The following is an 18,700-nucleotide window of genomic DNA, read 5'->3' on the forward strand; positions in this document are numbered from 1 at the left end:
TTCACAATGGTTGACTATTCAACTAATCTAGGGCTTAGCTTAGTTGAAGCCTCAAGTAAAACGAGGTCGAATACGAAGGAGAGCATCATGACCACTGTCAGCATCCTGGGCACCGGGAACATGGGCCCGGCTATCGCCGGCGTCGTCGAGAAGGGCGGCAACGCCGTCCAGCTCCTCGGCAGGGAGGACGCCGACAAGGCCATCACGGGCGAGATCGTTGTCCTGGCGGTCCCCTATCCGGCCGTGCCTGAGATTGTGGCCCAGCGCGGTGAGCAACTCGCCGGCAAGGTCATCGTGGACATCACCAACCCGCTGGACTTCGAGACCTTCGACTCCCTGACCGTGCCCGCCGACTCCTCTGCCGCCGCCGAGATCCAGGCAGCACTTCCCACGTCCCGCGTGGTCAAGGCCTTCAACACGAACTTCGCCGCCACCCTCGCCTCGGGTCAGGTCGGCGGTCAGCCCACCACGGTGCTCATCGCCGGAGATGACGAAGGCGCGAAGTCGCGGCTCGCCGAGGTGGTCGCCGCCGGGGGCCTGCGCGCCATCGACGCCGGCCCGCTGCGCCGCGCCCGCGAGCTGGAGGCTAAGGCCTTCCTGCAGATCACCCTCGCCGCCGCCGACAAGATTTCCTGGACCGGCGGCTTCGGGGTGCACGCCTGACCCCCTCCATATCGGACACACCCTGTGAAGTCGCCCTCAGGAGCCGGGCGGCGCAGCCTTCGTGCTGCGCCGCCCGGCTCCTGCTTCATCCCCCTTCAGCTCACCGCCGCAGCGTCGCCGACGGGGCCTCCCCGAACATCGCTTGGTAGGCCTGGGAGAAGCGCCCCAGATGCCCGAACCCGCAGGCACCCGCCACCGCCGTGACGCTCTGTTCGCCCGGCTCGCAGTCCTGGAGCATCTGCCGGGCGCGCAGCAGCCGTGACGTCCGGAGCATGGCCGTCGGCGTCGACCCAGTCTCGGCCGAGACGGCCGCCTGGAGGGTGCGCAGCGGCACGCCCATGGCCTCGGCCAGCTCCGAAACCATGACGTCCTCTGACGCATGCCGTTCCAGCAGCTCATTGAAGCGCCGGACCAGCCGCGCCGTCGCCGCGTTGGCGGTTCCGGCCTGAGCGGATGCAGCGTCCTTTCCTGGCTCCCACTGGCCGAGCGAGAGGGAGACGTTGCTCGGCACGGCGAGCAGCCAGCGCTGCAGCACAGCTTCCTCGAGGAGCTTCAGCGCGTAGGGGGCGACCGCCGGATCTGTGCCGTTGACGGCGTCGTGGAATTCGAAGGCGGCCCGCAGGAGCGCCTGCCCGGCCGGACTCTTGAGGTCCAGCGAATGGCCGAGGCGCAGTCCGCCGGTCAGCTCGGCGCCGAACAGGCCCCTCGCGGCGTCTTCCATGGCCGAGAGCGGGGCGTACAGGATCAGCTGGGGAGTCCCGGCCTGCCACTCCATCGAGAAGTCCCGGTCGATCGGGGGGAGGGTCGCGAGCCGCGCGTCGGACGCGATTCTCTCGTTCCCGCACTCCATCGTCGCCCGGCCCTGGAGCGGCATCTGGACGAGGAAGAACGATTCGAGGGCCTGCGGGCTGATGCGGACATCGGCGCCGTAGTCGAGCAGGTGCACCCCGAGGTTGGCGGTCGTGGCCGATCGGAGCTTGAGGTCCACGTGGCCGCCAGCGTCCAGCGGCACCAGGCGGTGGGCGCAGAACAGCTCCTCGATGGTCTGCTGCGCCTCATCGGCGTCGACGATGGCGAGCGTGGCCCGCCGGTCGAGCACTTGGTCCGGGCGGGGCAACCGGAGCGTGGGGGAAAGCATGTCGGCCTCCAAGCCAGACGCCACTTGCGCGAATCGGACGAGCCCTGCGCGGTTCGGATAGAAGGCCAAACGCCGCGCACGTAGCGTCGTGACTGGCCCCAGTATGGCACAGGTCACAGGCAAGGAAGGCTGAGATGGGAACTCTGGACGGGCGCGTAGCCCTCGTGACAGGCGGCTCGACTCTCGTGGGCCGGGGCGTCGTCGACGCCCTGGCCGCAGAGGGTTCGCGGGTCGTGATTGCGGACATCGATGCGGTGGGCGGCGCCGAGGCCGCGCTCCATCCGTCGGTGGACTTCCGCCTCACGGACATCACGGACGACGGCGCTCTTGCGGCTCTCGTTGATGCCCTGCGGCGGGACTACGGTCGCCTCGACATCCTCGTGAACCTCGCCTGCTCGTATCTGGACAACGGTGTGGACTCGGATCGGCCGGACTGGCTGAGCTCGCTCAATGTCAACGTGGTCAGCGCGGTCATGATGGCTCGGGCGGTCCGGGACCTCCTGGCCGAGTCGGGCCACGGCTCGATCATTAACTTCACCTCGATCTCGAGCTCCGTGGCGCAGACCGGCCGCTGGCTCTACCCCGCGAGCAAGGCGGCGCTCGTCCAGATCACGCGCAGCATGGCGGCCGACTTCGCCGCCGAGGGCATCCGGGTCAACTCCGTGAGCCCCGGTTGGACGTGGTCCAAGGTCATGGAGACCCTCAGCGGCGGCGACGCCGCCCACGTCGACGCCGTCGCGGCCCCGTTCCACCTCCTCGGCCGGGTCGGCCGCCCGAGCGAGGTCGGCGCCGTCGTCGCCTTCCTGGCCTCCGACGCCGCGTCCTTCGTGACCGGGGCCGACTGGGCCGCCGACGGTGGATACTCCGCCCTCGGCCCCGAACGCAACGAACCCGCCATCCCCCTGCTCGCAAAGGATCCGGCGCTCAGCGCGCCGGCCGAAGGGAGGTGAACCCCATGAGGTCCCGTCGTCTCGCACGCCAGCACTGGGTGGACTACCGCGAGCGCAACGCCGCCACCGCCGTCCGGGGGCTGCACTCGCCCGGCACGCGGGAGGCCGTCGTCGTCATCACCTCGGCCTCAGAGGCCGGTTACGTTGGCACAGCCCCCGGTTGGGCCGTCGAAGACGGCCACTCTGCCTTCGGCCCCGAATGCCACTAGACACCGACCAGACTCCAACCCACAGACCACGAGGAATCCCCATGGCACAACGCTCCATCACCATCGTCGGCGCCGGCCAGTCCGGCCTCCAGCTCGGAGTCGGCCTTCTTGAGGCCGGCTACCAGGTGCGCATCGTCTCCAACCGCACGGGGGAGGAGATCGCCGCCGGCCGGGTCTCGTCCAGCCAGTGCATGTTCGGGCAGGCCCTCGCCCATGAGTCGGACCTCGGCCTCGACCTGTGGCAGGACGCCCCCGCCGTCGACGGCATCGGCTTCACCGTGGCACCCTCGGAGGCCCCCGGGGTCAAGGCCATCGACTGGGCCCACCGCCTCGACCGCCCGGCCCAGTCCATCGACCAGCGGGTCAAGTTCCCCGCCTTCATGGAGGCCTTCGTCCAACGCGGCGGAGAGCTCGTGTTCGAGGACGCCGGCGTCGACGAGCTCGAGCGCTACGCCGCCGAGAGCGATCTCGTGCTCGTCGCCGCGGGCAAGGGCGAGATCGCTCGGCTGTTCGAGCGCGACGCCGAGCGGAGCCACTACGACGCCCCGCAGCGCGCCCTCGCCCTCACCTACGTCCACGGCATGCGCCCCCGGGACGAATACTCCGCCGTCGCCTTCAACCTCATCCCCGGCGTCGGCGAGTACTTCACCTTCCCCGCGCTCACCCTCTCGGGCCCCTGCGACATCATGGTCTTCGAGGGCCTCCCGGGCGGGCCGATGGACGCGTGGGCGGGCCTGTCCCCCGAGCAGCACCTTGGGCGCTCTCTCGAAATTCTTCGGACGTACCTGCCCTGGGAGGCAGAGCGCTGCTCCGACGTGAGCCTCACCGACGAGCTCGGCGTCCTCCAGGGCCGCTTTGCCCCCACCGTGCGCCGCCCCGTCGTCACGCTCCCCTCGGGCCGGACGGTCCTGGGGATGGCGGACGTCGTCGTCCTCAACGACCCGATCACGGGACAGGGCTCGAACAACGCCGCCAAGTGCGCGGCCTCGTACCTCGAGTCGATCGTCGCCCACGGGGACCTCCCCTTCACCCGCGACTTTCAGCAGGCCACGTTCGAGCGGTACTGGGGCTACGCCCAGTTCGTCGCGGGCTGGACGAACGCGCTGCTCGCGCCTCCGCCAGAGCACGTCCTCAACCTCCTCGGCGCGGCCGGCTCGTCCCCGGCGATCGCCAAGCGCTTCGTGAACGGCTTCGACTTCCCGCCGGACTTCTTCGAGTGGTTCATGGATCCCGACTCCGCGGCGCGGTATCTGGACAGCCTTGCCAGCGCCGCTCAGCCCTCGGCCTGAACGAGAAGGACAGATCAATGCGCACCATTACCATTGTCGGAGCGGGCGAGGCGGGCACCCAGACCGCCCTGGCGCTCCAGGAACTCGGCTACGGCGTCACCCTCGTCTCGGACCGCTCGGCCGGGCAGATCCGCAGCGGCTCCATCACCTCGAGCCAGTGCGTCTTCTCCGGCGCCCTCGACGTCCAGCGGGAGGTTCACGTCGACCCCGCCCAGCGCGCCGCCGTCGGCATCGGGTCCCTCCAGCTGAACGTCTCCGGCACTCCCAGCCCCATCGCCTGGACCGCGCCCCTGGACCGTCCGGCCCTCTCGATCGACCAGCGCGTCAAGTGCGCGCAGTGGATCGAGGAGTTCGTGGCCCGCGGCGGAGACTTCCGCATCGAGAAGGTCACCGTGCGGATGCTCGAGGACTTCGCCGCGCACAGCGATCTCGTGCTCGTCTGCACGGGCAAGGGCGAGCTCGGCCAGATCTTCGCCCGCGACCGCAGGCGCTCGAGCTTCGACCGTCCGCAGCGCGTCACGGCGGTCACGTACGTGCGGCGCCCCGAGATCGGCGGCACGGCGGACGACGGCGACGCGAACCTCGCGGGCGAGGGCCCGCAGGGCACCCTGCGCTTCTCCCTGGTCCCCGGTGTCGGCGAGTTCTTCACCTTCCCCGGCCTGACGGTCTCGGGGCCGTGCCAGATGATGGTCTTCGAGGGCGTGCCGGGCGGGCCGATGGACGTCTGGGACACGGTGCAGTCTTCCGAGGAGCACCTCGAGGCCTCGAAGCGGCTCCTCAAGGAGCACTTCCCGCACGAGGCCGAGGCCTTCGCCGACGCCGAGCTGACCGACGAGGGGGCCGTGCTCCGCGGGCGCCTGACGCCCACGGTCCGCGAGGCGGTGGGCATCCTGCCCAATGGTGCGGCGGTGCTGGGACTTGCGGACGCCGTCGTCCTCAACGACCCCCTGACCGGCCAGGGCTCGAACAACGCCACGCTGGCCGCGCACTACGCCGCCGAGTCGATCCGGCGCCGCGGCGACCAGCCCTTCGACGAGGCCTGGATGCGGGAGACGTTCGACGAGTTCTGGCGGGGCTGGGCGCAGTGGTCCACGGGCTGGACCACCTCGCTGCTGCGTCCGCTCCGCGGCTTCCAGCTCGACCTGCTCGCCGCCGCGCAGGAGCACCCGGTGCTCGCCTCGTCCATCGCGAACGGCTTCGACGACCCGCGCACGGTGTTCCCGTGGTGGCAGGACGAGGACGAGGCGCGCGGGATGCTCGAGTGGGCCGCGCACCAGGAGCGCAACGGATTCGACGTCCGGGACTTCCGCTCGGCCCTCGGGCAGTTCGCCACGGGTGTCACGGTGGTCACGACCCGCTCGGCCGACGGCTCGCGGGTGGGGATGACGGCGAACTCGTTCACCTCGGTCTCGATGGACCCGCCGCTCGTGCTGTGGTGCCCGAGCAAGCGGGCGCCCAGCCTCGGCGATTTCGAGGCCTCGACCCACTTCGCCATCAACATTCTCGCCTCGGACCAGCACGTGCTCTCGCGCCAGTTCGCGACCCCGGCGGAGGACAAGTTCGCCGGCGTCCGCTGCGCGGAGGGAGTCTCGGGCGTGCCCCTCATCGAGGGCGCGGTGGCGACGTTCCAGTGCCGCACCGTGGCCCGCCACGACGCCGGCGACCACGTGGTCTACATCGGCCAGGTGGAGGAGTACACGAACCGCGGCGGGGAGCCGCTCGTCTTCCACGGCGGCAGCTACCACGCGACCGTGCGGCATCCGGAGTTCGCGCGGTGACGGGCGCGAAAGATTCCGCGGCGAGTGATTACGTCGTCGTCGGCGGCGGGATCAACGCGATGGTCGCCGCCGCCCGGCTCGCCGGGGCCGGCTTCTCCGTGACCCTCGTCGAGGAGAGGGACCGCCTCGGCGGGTTCATCGACTCCGGCGAGCTCACCGTGCCCGGCTTCGTCCACGACACCTTCTCCTCGTGGCACCCGCTGTTCGTGGCCAGTCCGGCGTTCGCGGAGCTCGGCCCCGAGCTCGCCGAGTGCGGCCTCACCTACCGCAACACCGAGGATGCCGGGCTCGACGCCGTGACGGCCAGCGTGGATGCGGCCCCCGGCGGCGGGGAGCGGGCGGCCATCGCCTACCGGGACCCGGAGCGCACGGCGGCCGCGTTCGAGCACGCCGAGGACGCTGCGGCGTACGCGCGCATGCTCGAGGAGCTCGGCGAGCGCTCCGGCCTTGTGTTCGGCGCGCTCGGGACCGAGCTCCGCTCGTGGAAGGCGCTCAGGCTCGGCCTCTCGGCGCTCCGCCCCGGCCTGCGGGCCGCGGAGCGGCTCGCGCGGGACAGCCTCATGAGCGGGCGCAACCTCACGCGGCTGCGGTTCAGGGGCTGGGAGGCGGACCAGCTCTGGGCGCCCTGGCTCCTGCACGCCGGGCTCGGGCCCGACCACGCGACCGGCGGCGTCATGCTGCCGCTCATGGCGCTCACGATGCACGGCGTCGGCCTGCCCGTCGTGGAGGGTGGGGCCGGGCGCTTCGTGGAGGCCTTCGCCCGGCTCCTCGCCCGGCGCGGCGTCCGGGTGGAGCTCGGGCTCCCGGTGGAGCGCATCGCCGTCCGGGGCGGACGCGCCGTCGCCGCGGAGACCGCCGTCGAGCGCTTCGAGGCGCGGCGCGGCGTCCTGGCCTCCACCTCCCCGCAGGCGCTCTACACCGCCCTCCTCCCGGAGGCCGCCGTCCCGGGACAGATGCGCGGCCAGGCCGCGGCCTACCGGCCCGGGCGGGCGGCGATGCAGATCCACGTCGCCCTCGACTCCCCGCCGGCCTGGACCGATTCCCGGCTGGCTTCCGTGCCGCTCGTGCACCTCTCGGACGGCTCGGGGAGCACCGGCGTCGCGTGCGCGCAGGCGGAGGCGGGCCTGCTGCCCGCCCGGCCGACCGTCGTCGTCGGCCAACAGTGTCTCCTGGACCCCTCCCGGGCCCCGGAGGGCAAGGCAACGCTGTGGCTCCAGCTGCAGGAGCTCCCGTTCCGACCCGCGGGCGACGCGGCCGGGGAGCTGGACGTGAGCGACGGGTGGACGCCCGAGCTCGCGCGCGGGTTCGCGGAGCGGGTCCTGGCCCGGATCGAGGCCTTCGCGCCCGGGCTGCGCTCGTCCGTCCTCGGGATTAAGGTCATCTCGCCTGTGGACCTCCAGGCCGCGAATCGCAACGCCGTCGACGGCGACCCGTACGGCGGCTCAGCCGAGCTGTTCCAGAACCTCCTCTGGCGGCCGCTCCCCGCCGCGGCGCACCACCGGACGGCGGTCGAGGGGCTGTGGCACATCGGCGCGTCGACGCACCCCGGCCCGGGGCTCGGCGGGGGCTCGGGCTACCTCGTGGCCGGGCAGATTCTCGCGGGCGCGAGGCGACGGACCCGGCGTCGTCCGTCTTCCCCCGACGACGCCGGGCGCGCGGCGTCGTCGGGAACGGAAACCGCCGACCCATATGTGCTGAAACATTGACGACCGTCAAATAAACAAATATCGTGCTGTGGTGACGGAAGTCACAAGTTCGCGCTCGATGAGGAGACTCCTATGGCCGCTGCGCCGTCATCCGCCGCCCTCGGGACCCGGGCATCCGCCTGGCCGGTCCCGAAGGCCACCACCAACCGCGTCCTGTTCTGCTGCTGGCTCGCCATCCTCGCGGAGGGCTACGACGTCGGCGTCCTCGGCGCCGTCCTGCCCTCCCTCGCCGAGTACGGCGACTGGAGCCTCACCCCGCTCCAGCTCGGCGGGCTCGGCTCCTACGCGCTCGTGGGCATGCTCATCGGCGCCATGTGCATCGGCACGCTGTCCGACCTCTTCGGCCGCCGCCGCATGCTCGCCGTCTCGATGATCATCTTCACGCTTACCCAGCTCGGCGCCGCGCTCGCGCCGACGCCCGAGGTGTTCGGCCTGTTCCGCCTCCTCGGCGGCCTCGGCATGGGCGGCATCATCCCCGTCGCCGCCGCGCTCACGATCGAGTACTCCGCGCCGGCGAAGCGCTCCTTCAACTACGGCCTCATGTACTCGGGCTACTCGCTGGGCATCGTCGTCTCTGCCCTGTGCGCGCTCTCGTTCCTGCCCACGCTTGGGTGGCGCTGGGTGATCGGCTTCGGCGCGGTGCCGATCGTCATCCTGCCGCTCATCATGGCCCTCGTGCCCGAGTCGCTCGAGTACCTCGTCTCCAAGGGGCGCAAGGAGAAGGCGCAGGCGCTCGCCGGCAGGCTCGGGATCGCTCCGTTTGTGGCCGAGGACTGGGCGCCGGCCCCGGACGCCGGCAAGGCCGCCGGCGCGACCTGGAAGAGCGTCCTGACCACGATGTTCTCCCGCCGCTACGGCGTCGCGACGGTGTGCTTCTGGGTCTCGCTCTTCTGCGGCCTGCTCCTCGTGTACGGCCTCAACACGTGGCTCCCGGCCATCATGAAGAAGGCCGGCTACGACCTCGGCTCGTCGCTGACGTTCCTGCTCGTCTTCTCGCTCGCCTCGGCGGTCGGCGGCCTCGTGATCGGCCGGATCGCCGACCGGTACGGCAAGAAGCTCGTGCTCGTCCTCTTCTACGCGCTCGGCGCGGTGGGCATCCTGCTGCTCATGTTCCCGGGCAGCCTGCTCGTGAACTACCTCTTCGTCGCGGTTGCCGGTGTCGGGTCGATCTCGACCTCCCTCGTGCTGACCGGCTGGGTCGCCGACTACTACCCGGCGCACAGCCGCGGCACGGCCACCGGGTGGGCGCTCTCCTTCGCCCGCGTCGGCGCGATCGCCGGGCCGATGATCGGCGGCGTCATCGCGGCGGCGCAGCTGCCGTTCCAGTGGAACTTCATCATCTTCGCGGCCATCGGCCTGGTCGCGGCGGCGGCGGTGTCGCTCATCCCGAAGAAGGCCTGAGCGGCGCGGCGCACGACGGCGGGTGCCCACCCGCCGTCGTGCGCCGCACCCCTCCAGGGCGGGGTCAGTGTCCAGGGGTAAGAAGCCTCATGTATATGCGGACCTTCGCCTCCGCCTGGGCTGATAGCCGTCTAATCGCGCAACAGCCCTGTTGCGCTATTGGGGTGGGGGCACATCACGGTCCTGTTGGACAAGTTCCGCGACAGCGAGCTGCGGTACTGGTACGCGGCTAAGGCGGCCGAGAACGGCTGGTCCAGGGCAGTGCTCGAGCACCACATCCTCACCAGGCTCCACACCCGGCCGGGACCGCGCCGAACAACCTCGAGGCGCGCCTGCCGGGGGAGGGGACGGACATGGCACGGGAGGTCGCCAAGGACCCGCTGGTGCTGGACTTCCTTGGCCTGACAGAGGAGGCCGACGAGCGGGCCATGGAAGGGGCCATGACGCTTCGTATGTCCCAGACCCTTGCCGAATTCGTCCCGGGTTTCGCCTTCGTCGGACGCCAGCACCGGCTGAGCATCGAAGGCGACGAGGACTACTTCATCGATCTCCTGCTGTTCCACTTCCCGACCCATAGGTTTAACTGCACTAAAAGGCCCTTTGGGGGCCGAGGCGGAACGGCTCGTGACCTATGGGTCGCTAGCGCAAGCGGCGTAGGGCAAAAGCTTCAGCCTATTCATTGGTCGGTCAGGTCTGCGCCTGCTTGGAGACGTTCTCCGATCTGCGTCGCTTGGGCCTTCTTCTCCCTGATGTGCCGCAGGGATTCTTCGAGGGCGGCTACTTCGCCCAGCCAGGTCTTCTGCCGGGCCTCGTCGATGCGTTCGAGGGTCTTGGCCTCGATCTCCTGCAGCCTAGGCATCTGGTTGGGGTCGACCTGGAGCATCGGGCAGCGGACGCAGGCGTGCTCGTGGATGCAAGGGGTTCCGTAGGGGCGGTGGCAGGTTCCGAGGGCGACGCGCCGGAGGGTGAAGTGGTTCTCGAATTCGGCCCATTCCTCGGCGGTGGGGTCCCGGTACTCGTGCGCTGGTCTGGACATGCGCCGCTTGTCGATGAAGGTCCGGTAGTTCCTGATCACCTGCTCGGGGTAGACGGCGACGTAGCCCTGGGTGGTGTCGAGGCTGAGATGTCCCAGCAGGTGCTGGGCGATGTGGATCGGCAGCCCGCTGTTGACGGTCTCGGTCGCGAAGATGCGGCGCAGGTCGTGCGGGGTGAATTCCAGGGGCGTGCCGTCGACGTCTGTCAGATTGGCTCTGCTTGCTGTGTATTGGAGCAGCAGGCGGGCCGTTGATGTGGGGAGGACTCGGGGTGCTCCGCCGAATCGGACCTGGAACAGATGCGGGAGCTTGGACCCCCAGTGGCGTTCCAGCTGGTCGAAGCGGCTGATGAGGGGCAAGGTGCCGTCAGGCCCCCTGACTCGGCGGATGACGGCGGCCAGGACGGAGGCGAGTTCCGGTGAGGCCGGGATGAGCCGTTCCCTATCGCTCTTGGACGGCGCCTCTTGCAGGAGGACGGTCATTTCGCCTCCTGGGGGGAGGTAGCGGCGGATGGACGTGTGGGTCAGCTCGACGAGCTCCTCGACGCGCAGTCCTGTCAGCCGGAGGACCTCGATGACTGCCCAGGACCAGAATGCCCTTTCTTCGCTCCGGTGCAGGCGGATGACGGAGTCGGTCTCGATATCCTCCACGGACGGCCGTGAGTTCTCTCCGTAGAAGCCGCGCACGACCCCGGCGGTACGTCTTCTCCCCGACGGAGAAGAGACCTCCCTCCTCGGCCTGCGAGGCTGCCTCGAGCAGGGCCGCGGTGTGGCGGTGTTCCTTTTCGGCGGCGGCCGTGAGGGCGCTCAGCCACGGTGCCAGAGTGCGGGTGCGCTGGTGCATCCGGGCCCGTGTCCCGTGCTTCTGCTTGGTCAGCCCGGTGGTTTCCGCGGCGCTGACGGGAGACGGACAGGCCCAGGCCGCCCATCGCTCGGGGTCGATGACCGCCCACTCCGCCAGGTCAAGGTAGAAACCTCGCACCGTGGTCAGGTGGATGAAGTAGTCACGTCGTTCCCTCCCTCCGGGCAGGAAGCGCAGCCGCTCTTCCAGGCCGCCGCGACGTGGGCCGGCAGACTGATCGCGGCCAGCCCCGGGTTGTGGCGTTCGATGTCCGACCAGAAGTTCCTGACCAGCACGCGGACCAGATTGGCCAGGGTCTGGTAGTCAACCGCGGCCGAACGTTCCGTGAGGTAGTCGATGAAGAGTGAGCGGATGGCCGGGTTGGAGATGCCGCGCGCGTCGACGAGCTCGGTGACGCTGAGCTGGCCCTTCAGCAGCAGCGCACTGGACTCGGCGGGCTCCCCGGCAAGCGCACCGCAGCCCTGAAGAGCCTTCCAGGCGACGCCTGTCGCTCTGCTTCTGCCCCGGAGTGCTTTCCATTCGGCCTCGACTTGGAGGAACTGTGACGCGGTGACCTGCAGGAGGGGTCTGTCGATGCGGATCCGCAGGAGGGTCAGCGCGTTCAGGGCCAGCATGTGCGAGGTCTTCGAGAGCTCGAGGGTCCTCAGCCATGCATCCAGGCGAGTGAAGGTATCGGAGTCGACGACAGATCTGTAGGTGATGAACAGGTGTGGGGGAGTGGCGGTGCGCAGCCATGCCATGGACGGGCGCACGACCTCGAGCGCGACCAGGGCGATGGAGGCGCTTCCCTGCAGGGACCTGCGATAGGGGTTGCTGAGCCCCTGCTGCCCCCATCCCATTCCGGCCTCGTCGCATCCTGCGGCTTCCCAACGCTGTTGCCAGTCATCGCCAGGGAAGGAACTGAGCCACTCCAAGAGGCAGGCCAGTCCGCGGGCACGCTCACCGCGGCGCTTGGGTGGGTCATCCAGCCGTTCCGCTGCCAGTGCGATGATCTCCTCGGCTGTCAGAAGGGCCCCGGGCGGAGCTACCGCCGGCGCGGAGCCCGCGCTGACACCCTCCTTTGTCGCCGTCGCCATCATCGTCCCCCCCGAAAATGTCCAGCAGATCGGAGGGGCTGTACCCCCATGCAGTGCTCGTCTCGGCCGGCCCGGGGAGCACAGCGCCGACCTCGCCGTAGAGCTCGGGTACAGCCAGGAGGACCGCGAGAGGCTGTTCGACGACGGCATCATCAGCTTGTCCGCATCGTCGGCTCATGCCGGGGCCTAACACCTCGGTGCCGGCGACATCGCTCAGTTAGTGCGGTCAACGGGCTTCGTCGTGGTCGAGCTCAAGTCCGGCAAGTCCCGTCCCGAGCACCTCGGTTATGCGCAGCGGGACGTTATGTGGCGGTGGTGGGGAGTCTCAGGAGGGTTGCCACCGACTCTGGGGAGTGCCGGCGCGGCGATTCTAGGATCGAATGCCGTCGAGGTCCAACGTCACAAGGAGTCCCTGTCCGATTCGGTGGGTTGCCAGTCTGGCTTCGCCCCGCCAATCTAGGACTCCTTCTCTGAGAGGCCTAGTTTTGCGCAGACGCTTGAGTCGCCAGGAATGACGGCAGCTTGTCCGTCCCAGACGCAGACCGTCAATGGATGCGGGACGGGATGTGAGAAAGTGGGGTCCTCTTGGCCTGGGCCGTCGGGCACACCGCTGGGCAGGTTCGCGTCAAGTGCATGCTGGGCCCAGAGATCACTGCAGACAGAGATTGCGTCTTCGATCGCGATCAATGGGTCCGGCCTAGGCTCGGGTCCGAGGTTTCCCGCCGTCATGGTCACCAATGCGCCCGGGAAGGAACTTCCGTTCCGCTCCGCTCTGGCGAAGCATTTGATCTGGTATTTGTCGGTGACGGGAGCGTTGAGGAGGACGACGGTTCCACCGGTCAGGGCCAAGCTCAGCGCAAGGAATGGAATTGCCACCTTGGCTACGTGGATCTTCTTGAAGTATCGATTCGTGGGAGTGCCCGCGCGTGGTGCTTCCACCAGCATCTGTCGAATCGCGGCGCTCCGCCGTTCGGTGAAAACTCGTGTATCGCCTTCATGGGAACTCATCGCAGTCTTCCGTCCACGTCTTGTTCTTGTAAGGGGCTGATGGAGGCACTTTCAAGCAATCGGGCCAGCCGATGTTTGGCTCGCGAGAGTCGGGATTTCACGGTTCCTAGAGGTATGTTCAGCACTCCAGCGATGTCAGCCAGAGAGAGTCCTCCCAAGATGCCGAGGGCAAGGATTTCCCTGTCAGGACGGCGGAGAGACTGGAAGGCCATCCGAATCTGACGGGACTGTCTCTGCCGATCGATGTCTTCCGCGACGGAGTCAGCTGGGTCCGCAATCGGTATGTCACCCGGAATCTTGGCAAGGAGTCGGCTGTAACGCCAGGTGGAGCGGAGATGATTTCTTGCCACGTTGTTCGTCGTGGCGAGCAGCCATGGTAGGAGGGACCCGTTGACTACTCGGACCTTGTTTCGGCACCTCCAGCATTCCAAGAAGACCATTGCTGTTGCGTCCTCCGCATCCTGAGAGGAACGAATGAGCCGCTGGCTGTAATTGAAGACACGGTCGCGGTAGCGATCAAAGACCTGCCCGAAAGCCTCCCCCTCCCCGTTGAGGACGAGAGACCAAAGTGCTGTGTCCGACGCCTTGGTGTCCACCTGTCTCATACCTGTTAATGTCCGGCACACGAAGACTGGTTCCACGTCTGCATGAACTTCCTCCTGACTGCGCTGCTGGCAGGCTGCTGAGGCAGCCTGCCAGCACGAATAGGTCAGCAGCAGCTGTAGGGTCGTAGTCAGGTAGAAGATCACCGATGACGCGCGGTCGTTAAACCCAACATTGGCCAGATTTGATCGGCAGTCGTAGTACCCGTAGTAGGCCCCATACCAATTGATGTCTTCGTATAGGCGAATCTGACATCCGTTGGCCCCACTGAAAGACGAATATTGATCGTTGTGGGGAACGCTTCCATAGGAGTACGAATAGAACTGTCCGTAACAAACGTAGGAGTTGTATGTTGTTGGAATCCAGACGCTTTCAGGAGTCTACCCATAGGGCAGCGCGTGAACAATAGGTGGACAATAGACGGGAAGCCATTTCACCTCCGCCAACACAGTCCGAGGGTGAGAAAGTCTGGGGCAGCAGGCTCCTGATGCCCCAGACCGTGCCTCTGGCAACATTCGATCTTCCCCGGCACTGGATCCTGTCAGTCTGTGATGAGCACGTCTGGAACTCACCAACACGGCCAGTCCGCCTGCCGCGGCATGATCGATAGTCCTGCGGCAGAGGCTCTGGTGGTGAAGCCCTTCCATAACGCTCCAGCCTTGGGTTGTGGCGCACAAGCGCCACAACCCAAGGCTGGAGGGCTGTCATGGAGAACCGGATTGACACGGTCGCCGATCTCGTGGGGGCGATCATCGTTGAGATGGAGCGGCTGAGCTACAAGCCGTCCGTCATCAAGCAGTACCGCATCGTGTGGGACAAGCTGTGCCGGCACTCGGGCCCGATGCCCGTGGGTGCCTTCAGCGTCGAGCACGGCATGGAATTCTTGGAGGAGGTCCTCCACATCCGCTCGCACCCGCTGAGCGAGAGGACCTCGCATCGGTGGGTGAAGGCGATCCACCTGCTGAGCGACTTCAAACGGACCGGCGTCCTGACGATACGCAGGCCCCGACGGGAGTTCGTGTTCACCGGCGCAGCCGCCGCCCCGTTCCAGGCGTACGTGGCCAGCATGGCAGCGAAGGGCATGTCGACGGCGCACATCCGCAACTCGAGCATCTTGGACCACGCCGGCCTGGAGGACATCTCCGGGCTGGAGCCAGTTCATGTCCACGGCTTCATCGAGAGCCTGGCGGTCTACGAACTGCCCACGATCTACCACACGATGTGCGCCCTGCGTAGCGTGCTGGGCTATCTCCACGGGCAGGGTATGGTCCCGCTGGACCTGAGCCCGATGGTGCCCAGGATCCGCTACACGAAGAAGGCCAGGATCCCCTCGGCATACTCCCGCGAGGAGGTGGAGCAGATGGTTGCCGCCATCGACAAGGGCAACCCCCGAGGAAGGCGCGACCTGGCACTCATCCTGCTCGCGGCAAGGCTCGGGCTGCGAGCCTCGGACATCGCCGGGCTGCGGTTCTCGAACCTCAGGTGGGACCAAGACGCCATCGAGATCGTCCAGCAGAAGACCGGCCGGGTCTTGGCACTGCCGCTGCTCAACGACGTCGGCGAAGCCCTCATCGACTACCTGCGCAACGCCCGCGATCAAGCGATCCCATCGGGCCTGCAGAGGACGCCCTAGCCACTCGATCATGCCCTAGCGCCAAGACGGGATGTGTCCCAGGAGGCTCCTGGGACACACCCCGTACAGGCAGCGGCGCTCAGCCCGAGTAGGCCTTCGTGATCAGGTCGACGTACTCTTGGGGCGAGCCCATCACGTCGTTGACGAGCTTCTGCACGTCGTCGCCGCTTGCGTAGTGGACCGGGCGCCCGGAGTCGGCCGCTGCCTTGACAAAGGCCTCGTCGGTCATGACCTTCTCGAAGGCTTCGCGGATCACCTGCAGCGTGCCCGGGTCGATCCCTGGGGGGGCTGCGATGAGGCGACCGCTGGAGATGAGCTTCGTGTGCAGTGTCGCGAGTTCCTTCTGGTCGTCGTTCACGACGTCCAAGAGGTTGTCGACGCCTTCGATCTCCTTCGCGCCGGTGTTCTCGCCGATGACGAGGATCGGCTTGAGGTCGCCGGCGTTGATGCCCGGCTGCTGGCTGCCGAGGGAGCGCGAGTGCAGGTCGACGTTGCCCTGGATCACGTTGAGGCTGGCCTCGTTGCTCGACTTGAAGCCGGTCACAACCTGGTTCTGCATGCCGAGCTGCTGGTTCAGGACGATGGCGTCGATGTATTCGTTCGATCCGGGCCCGGTGGCCGCGAAGCGCTTGCCGGAGATGTCGTCCGCTGATGCGATGCTTGAGGACTTGCTGGTCACGAGCACGTCGGGCTCGGAGCTGATCTGGCCGATGTAGCTCATCGTCTTCGCGTCGTACCGGACGCCGTTGGTCTTCGCGATGGCTGCACCGAGGTGGCCGGGGCCGTTCAGCAGCACGAGGGTCTTCCCGTCCGGCTTGCCGTGCACGACTTCGTTTGTGGCGAGGATGCCGCCGGCGCCGGGCTTGTTCTCGACGATCACGGTGGCTCCGAGCTCGTCGCCGAGCTTCGGGGCGAGCATGCGAGCGTAGGCGTCGTAGCCCCCGCCCGGGTCGAAGGGGACGACCAGTGTGATCGTCTGGTTCTTGAGCTTCTCCGCTGCTTGCTCCGGGGAGCTCGACGCGCTGGTGGCTGCCGACGAGCAGCCGGTGAGAGTGCCACCGACGATAGCGAGGGCGGCGAGCCCGAGTGCGAACTTGCGCATGGGACGGGGGTCCTTTCGATTTCTGCGCCCCGATCGGTAGACGATTGGGCCGGGGAGACGGGGGGAGATCAGGATTGGGGGGATGGGAGCGGGCGCTCAGGCGAGTCCGAGCAGCCCGCCCGGCAGCGGCAGCTTGAGGATGATCTCGAAGGCCCCGTAGATGACGCCGCCGAGCACGACCGCGTAGATCGCGGCGAACAGCCAGGACTTGTCGGCCTGGAAGCGCAGGTAGGCCACGGTGAAGGCGGCCATGGCGACGTAGATGCCGAAGATTGCCAGTGCGATGAAGAACCCGCCCAGCCAGCAGATCGAGGAGATCCAGTCCCTCGAGGTGAGGTTCTTGAAGAATTCGTACTCCTGCTCGGCCATCGACTTGGCGGACTCGGGCACGTCGGTCTTCGGGGCGTCTGGCTTGGGCGGGAAGAACAGCACCCGGACGAGGAAGGACGCGCTGGCGATCGCGCCCGCGCCGCTGACGCCGAGCGGGAAGTAGGCGGCGAGTTCCTTCCAGCCCGTGGCCATCAGGTACGCCGCGACGAACACCACGAGCAGCACGGATGTGATGATCAGGTCGGGCTTGTTCACCCGGCGCCGCCGCGAGCCGCCCTCCTCGCCGTGGACGGGGCGGATGGTGTCGATGCTCATGGACGGCCTCCGAGGGTCAGGAGCTCGCCCTTCGCGGCGCGCTTCTTGAGGGCGATGCGGATCGCGGTGAACAGGATCATGCCGGCGATGATGACCTCGATGACGATCACGCCCGGCCGGCCGATCCAGCTGAACTGAAACAGCGTGTAGCTGACGGTGAAGTACCGCTCGAGGATCTCGCCGAGCACCAGGCCGAGCAGCAGAGGGATGCGGGGCCACTTGAAGCGGGTGGACAGCACGCCGATCGCGAGGAAGACGAGCATGATCCACACGTCGTCGAGCGAGCTGGTGTTCGAGAACGCGCCGATGGTGAGCATCGCGATGAGGAACGGGACCAACGACCTTCCGGTCACCGAGGTGAGCTTGGCAAGGGGGCGGATCAGCAGGTAGCCAAGGATGACTGCCGCGATCGTGCTCAGCACGATGATCCAGACGAGCGAGAGGGTGACCTCGAGGTGCTCGCCCAGCATCTCAGGGCCCGGGTTCAGGCCGAGGATGAGGAACGCGCCCAGCAGCACCGCCATGCTCGCGCCCGACGGGACGCCGAAGGCGATCGTCGGCACGAGGTGGCCGCCGTCCTTGGCTGTGGTGGTCGCGCCGGAGGCGATCACGCCCTCGATGGCGCCGTTGCCGAACTCCTCGGGGTTCTTCGAGGTCTGCTTGGCGTGGCCGTAGGCGATGAACTGGGAGACCGATCCTCCGAGGCCGGGCAGGATGCCGAGGACGGCACCGATGGCACTGGCGCGCAGCATCAGCCACCAATGGCGGAAGGAGTCCTTCACGCCGACGAGGATGCCGCCCAGGTGCGGTGCCACGGCCGTCTTGGTGTGGCCCTCCTTGTCGAGCATGGACTGCAGCACCTCGGCGCCGCCGAGGAGGCCAACGACGACAGGGACGATGCCGATGCCCTCCCACAGGTGCAGGCTTCCGAAGGCGTACCGCTCGGTGCCGAGGTTCGGGTCGATCCCGACCAGCGAGAGGAGCACGCCCATGGTGGCCATGACGAGGCCCTTGTGGATGCTGCCGCTGGAGAGCGATGCGATGAACGTCAGGCCGAGCACGGCCGCGGCGAACAGCTCTGGCGCGCTGATGCCCATCATGAGCGGCCTCATCACTGGGATCAGCGCCATGAGCAGGATCGCGCCGAAGATCGCCCCGATCGCCGAGCTCGACAGTGAGGCGCCGAGCGCGCGCCCGGCCTGCCCCTTCTTGTTGAGCGGATAACCGTCGAGCACCATGGCTGCTGCCGTGGGTTCGCCGGGGATCCCGAACAGGATGGAGGTGAAGTCGCCGGCAATCGCGGAGACGACGTACATGCCCAGGAGGAGCGAGAAGGCCGGCACAGGATCCATGCCGAAGGTCACGGGGATGAGCAGCGCGAGCGTGACCGCGCCGCCGAGGCCCGGGAGGATGCCGACGAGGAAGCCGATCACTACGCCGATCAGCAGCATGAGTAGCGATATCGGGGTGACGGCCTCGCCCAGAGCGCTCCAGATCGCGTCGAGCATTGGCCCTCCTTTCTGGCGTCTTTGCCAAGGTTTTGATGATCACTGTGCGCCGCACTCAAGGCAGAGGCGAGGGGTTCGACAGTGCAGAAGACTTAT

General features: G+C 67.8%; 16 protein-coding genes and 1 pseudogene. 9 read left to right on the plus strand and 8 right to left on the minus strand.

The window, feature by feature from the left end:
• The first annotated feature begins 87 nt into the window (after nt 1-87).
• The gene (locus tag BV907_RS03015) at nt 88-663 is read left to right on the plus strand and encodes an NADPH-dependent F420 reductase (RefSeq protein WP_077488160.1); all 576 of its coding nucleotides are present in this window, start codon (nt 88-90) and stop codon (nt 661-663) included.
• Between the two features lie 100 nt (nt 664-763).
• Here BV907_RS03015 and BV907_RS03020 read toward each other — a convergent pair whose 3' ends face one another.
• Nucleotides 764-1,801 carry an AraC family transcriptional regulator gene (locus BV907_RS03020; RefSeq protein ID WP_077488161.1) on the minus strand — a complete coding sequence of 346 codons (1,038 nt, stop codon included), beginning with the start codon at nt 1,799-1,801 and terminating at the stop codon, nt 764-766.
• 134 nt (nt 1,802-1,935) lie between these two features.
• Here BV907_RS03020 and BV907_RS03025 point away from each other — a divergent pair, with 134 nt between their 5' ends.
• The 7 genes and pseudogenes from BV907_RS03025 to BV907_RS19265 all read left to right on the plus strand — a co-directional run.
• Nucleotides 1,936-2,751, plus strand: a complete 816-nt coding sequence (locus BV907_RS03025) for an SDR family oxidoreductase (RefSeq protein ID WP_077488162.1) — start codon at nt 1,936-1,938, stop codon at nt 2,749-2,751.
• A gap of 5 nt (nt 2,752-2,756) precedes the next feature.
• On the plus strand, nt 2,757-2,960 hold the full coding sequence (locus BV907_RS18175) for a hypothetical protein (protein WP_139346574.1): 204 nt from the start codon (nt 2,757-2,759) through the stop codon (nt 2,958-2,960).
• Between the two features lie 41 nt (nt 2,961-3,001).
• Nucleotides 3,002-4,249, plus strand: a complete 1,248-nt coding sequence (locus tag BV907_RS03030) for a styrene monooxygenase/indole monooxygenase family protein (protein ID WP_077488163.1) — start codon at nt 3,002-3,004, stop codon at nt 4,247-4,249.
• A gap of 17 nt (nt 4,250-4,266) precedes the next feature.
• Nucleotides 4,267-6,027: a flavin reductase gene (locus BV907_RS03035; RefSeq protein WP_077488164.1), complete on the plus strand. Its 1,761-nt coding sequence runs from the start codon at nt 4,267-4,269 to the stop codon at nt 6,025-6,027.
• A complete protein-coding gene (locus BV907_RS03040) occupies nt 6,024-7,733 on the plus strand; it encodes a phytoene desaturase family protein (RefSeq protein ID WP_245827761.1) in 1,710 nt (569 codons plus the stop codon). Before BV907_RS03035 ends, BV907_RS03040 begins: the two co-directional genes overlap by 4 nt.
• A 72-nt stretch (nt 7,734-7,805) precedes the next feature.
• Nucleotides 7,806-9,134 carry an MFS transporter gene (locus tag BV907_RS03045; protein WP_077488165.1) on the plus strand — a complete coding sequence of 443 codons (1,329 nt, stop codon included), beginning with the start codon at nt 7,806-7,808 and terminating at the stop codon, nt 9,132-9,134.
• A 353-nt stretch (nt 9,135-9,487) separates the two neighbouring features.
• Nucleotides 9,488-9,646, plus strand: a pseudogene (locus BV907_RS19265) (PDDEXK nuclease domain-containing protein); the annotation flags it as partial.
• Nucleotides 9,647-9,810: 164 nt separating this feature from the next.
• On the opposite strand, the gene BV907_RS19270 reads toward BV907_RS19265, so the two are convergent.
• The 4 genes from BV907_RS19270 to BV907_RS19740 form a co-directional block, all read right to left on the minus strand.
• Nucleotides 9,811-10,818: a tyrosine-type recombinase/integrase gene (locus BV907_RS19270; protein WP_245827763.1), complete on the minus strand. Its 1,008-nt coding sequence runs from the start codon at nt 10,816-10,818 to the stop codon at nt 9,811-9,813.
• Nucleotides 10,819-11,154: 336 nt separating this feature from the next.
• Nucleotides 11,155-12,105 (minus strand): hypothetical protein, encoded by a 951-nt coding sequence (locus BV907_RS03060; protein ID WP_139346575.1) that lies wholly within the window; start codon nt 12,103-12,105, stop codon nt 11,155-11,157.
• Between the two features lie 456 nt (nt 12,106-12,561).
• Complete coding sequence (locus BV907_RS18180; protein ID WP_175637345.1) at nt 12,562-13,113, minus strand: hypothetical protein; 552 nt, start codon at nt 13,111-13,113, stop codon at nt 12,562-12,564.
• On the minus strand, nt 13,110-13,718 hold the full coding sequence (locus BV907_RS19740) for an RNA polymerase sigma factor (protein ID WP_077488169.1): 609 nt from the start codon (nt 13,716-13,718) through the stop codon (nt 13,110-13,112). Before BV907_RS19740 ends, BV907_RS18180 begins: the two co-directional genes overlap by 4 nt.
• 704 nt (nt 13,719-14,422) lie before the next feature.
• Here BV907_RS19740 and BV907_RS03075 point away from each other — a divergent pair.
• Complete coding sequence (locus BV907_RS03075) at nt 14,423-15,349, plus strand: tyrosine-type recombinase/integrase (RefSeq protein WP_077488170.1); 927 nt, start codon at nt 14,423-14,425, stop codon at nt 15,347-15,349.
• 79 nt (nt 15,350-15,428) lie between these two features.
• Here the strand turns inward: BV907_RS03075 and BV907_RS03080 are convergent, their stop codons facing one another.
• From BV907_RS03080 to BV907_RS03090, 3 genes are all read right to left on the minus strand, one after another.
• Entirely contained in the window at nt 15,429-16,451 is a 1,023-nt protein-coding gene (locus BV907_RS03080; RefSeq protein WP_077488171.1) for a Bug family tripartite tricarboxylate transporter substrate binding protein, read from the minus strand.
• A 96-nt stretch (nt 16,452-16,547) separates the two neighbouring features.
• Complete coding sequence (locus BV907_RS03085; RefSeq protein WP_077488172.1) at nt 16,548-17,096, minus strand: tripartite tricarboxylate transporter TctB family protein; 549 nt, start codon at nt 17,094-17,096, stop codon at nt 16,548-16,550.
• Entirely contained in the window at nt 17,093-18,604 is a 1,512-nt protein-coding gene (locus tag BV907_RS03090; protein ID WP_077488173.1) for a tripartite tricarboxylate transporter permease, read from the minus strand. The genes BV907_RS03085 and BV907_RS03090 overlap by 4 nt, the downstream gene beginning before the upstream one ends.
• Nucleotides 18,605-18,700: the final 96 nt, after the last annotated feature.

Origin of the sequence: Sinomonas mesophila (genome assembly GCF_001999765.1) — a bacterium.
GTDB classification, from domain to species: domain Bacteria; phylum Actinomycetota; class Actinomycetes; order Actinomycetales; family Micrococcaceae; genus Sinomonas; species Sinomonas mesophila.

Excerpts from the sequence above, each read along its gene's own strand:
- BV907_RS03030 (WP_077488163.1), top strand. The coding sequence starts at position 3,002 with ATGGCACAACGCTCCATCACCATCGTCGGCGCCGGCCAGTCCGGCCTC.
- BV907_RS03025 (WP_077488162.1), top strand. The coding sequence starts at position 1,936 with ATGGGAACTCTGGACGGGCGCGTAGCCCTCGTGACAGGCGGCTCGACT.
- BV907_RS18180 (WP_175637345.1), bottom strand. The coding sequence starts at position 13,113 with ATGAGTTCCCATGAAGGCGATACACGAGTTTTCACCGAACGGCGGAGC.
- BV907_RS03035 (WP_077488164.1), top strand. The coding sequence starts at position 4,267 with ATGCGCACCATTACCATTGTCGGAGCGGGCGAGGCGGGCACCCAGACC.
- BV907_RS03090 (WP_077488173.1), bottom strand. The coding sequence starts at position 18,604 with ATGCTCGACGCGATCTGGAGCGCTCTGGGCGAGGCCGTCACCCCGATA.
- BV907_RS03085 (WP_077488172.1), bottom strand. The coding sequence starts at position 17,096 with ATGAGCATCGACACCATCCGCCCCGTCCACGGCGAGGAGGGCGGCTCG.
- BV907_RS18175 (WP_139346574.1), top strand. The coding sequence starts at position 2,757 with ATGAGGTCCCGTCGTCTCGCACGCCAGCACTGGGTGGACTACCGCGAG.
- BV907_RS19740 (WP_077488169.1), bottom strand. The coding sequence starts at position 13,718 with ATGAGACAGGTGGACACCAAGGCGTCGGACACAGCACTTTGGTCTCTC.
- BV907_RS03080 (WP_077488171.1), bottom strand. The coding sequence starts at position 16,451 with ATGCGCAAGTTCGCACTCGGGCTCGCCGCCCTCGCTATCGTCGGTGGC.
- BV907_RS03020 (WP_077488161.1), bottom strand. The coding sequence starts at position 1,801 with ATGCTTTCCCCCACGCTCCGGTTGCCCCGCCCGGACCAAGTGCTCGAC.
- BV907_RS03075 (WP_077488170.1), top strand. The coding sequence starts at position 14,423 with ATGGAGAACCGGATTGACACGGTCGCCGATCTCGTGGGGGCGATCATC.
- BV907_RS03045 (WP_077488165.1), top strand. The coding sequence starts at position 7,806 with ATGGCCGCTGCGCCGTCATCCGCCGCCCTCGGGACCCGGGCATCCGCC.
- BV907_RS03060 (WP_139346575.1), bottom strand. The coding sequence starts at position 12,105 with ATGGCGACGGCGACAAAGGAGGGTGTCAGCGCGGGCTCCGCGCCGGCG.
- BV907_RS03015 (WP_077488160.1), top strand. The coding sequence starts at position 88 with ATGACCACTGTCAGCATCCTGGGCACCGGGAACATGGGCCCGGCTATC.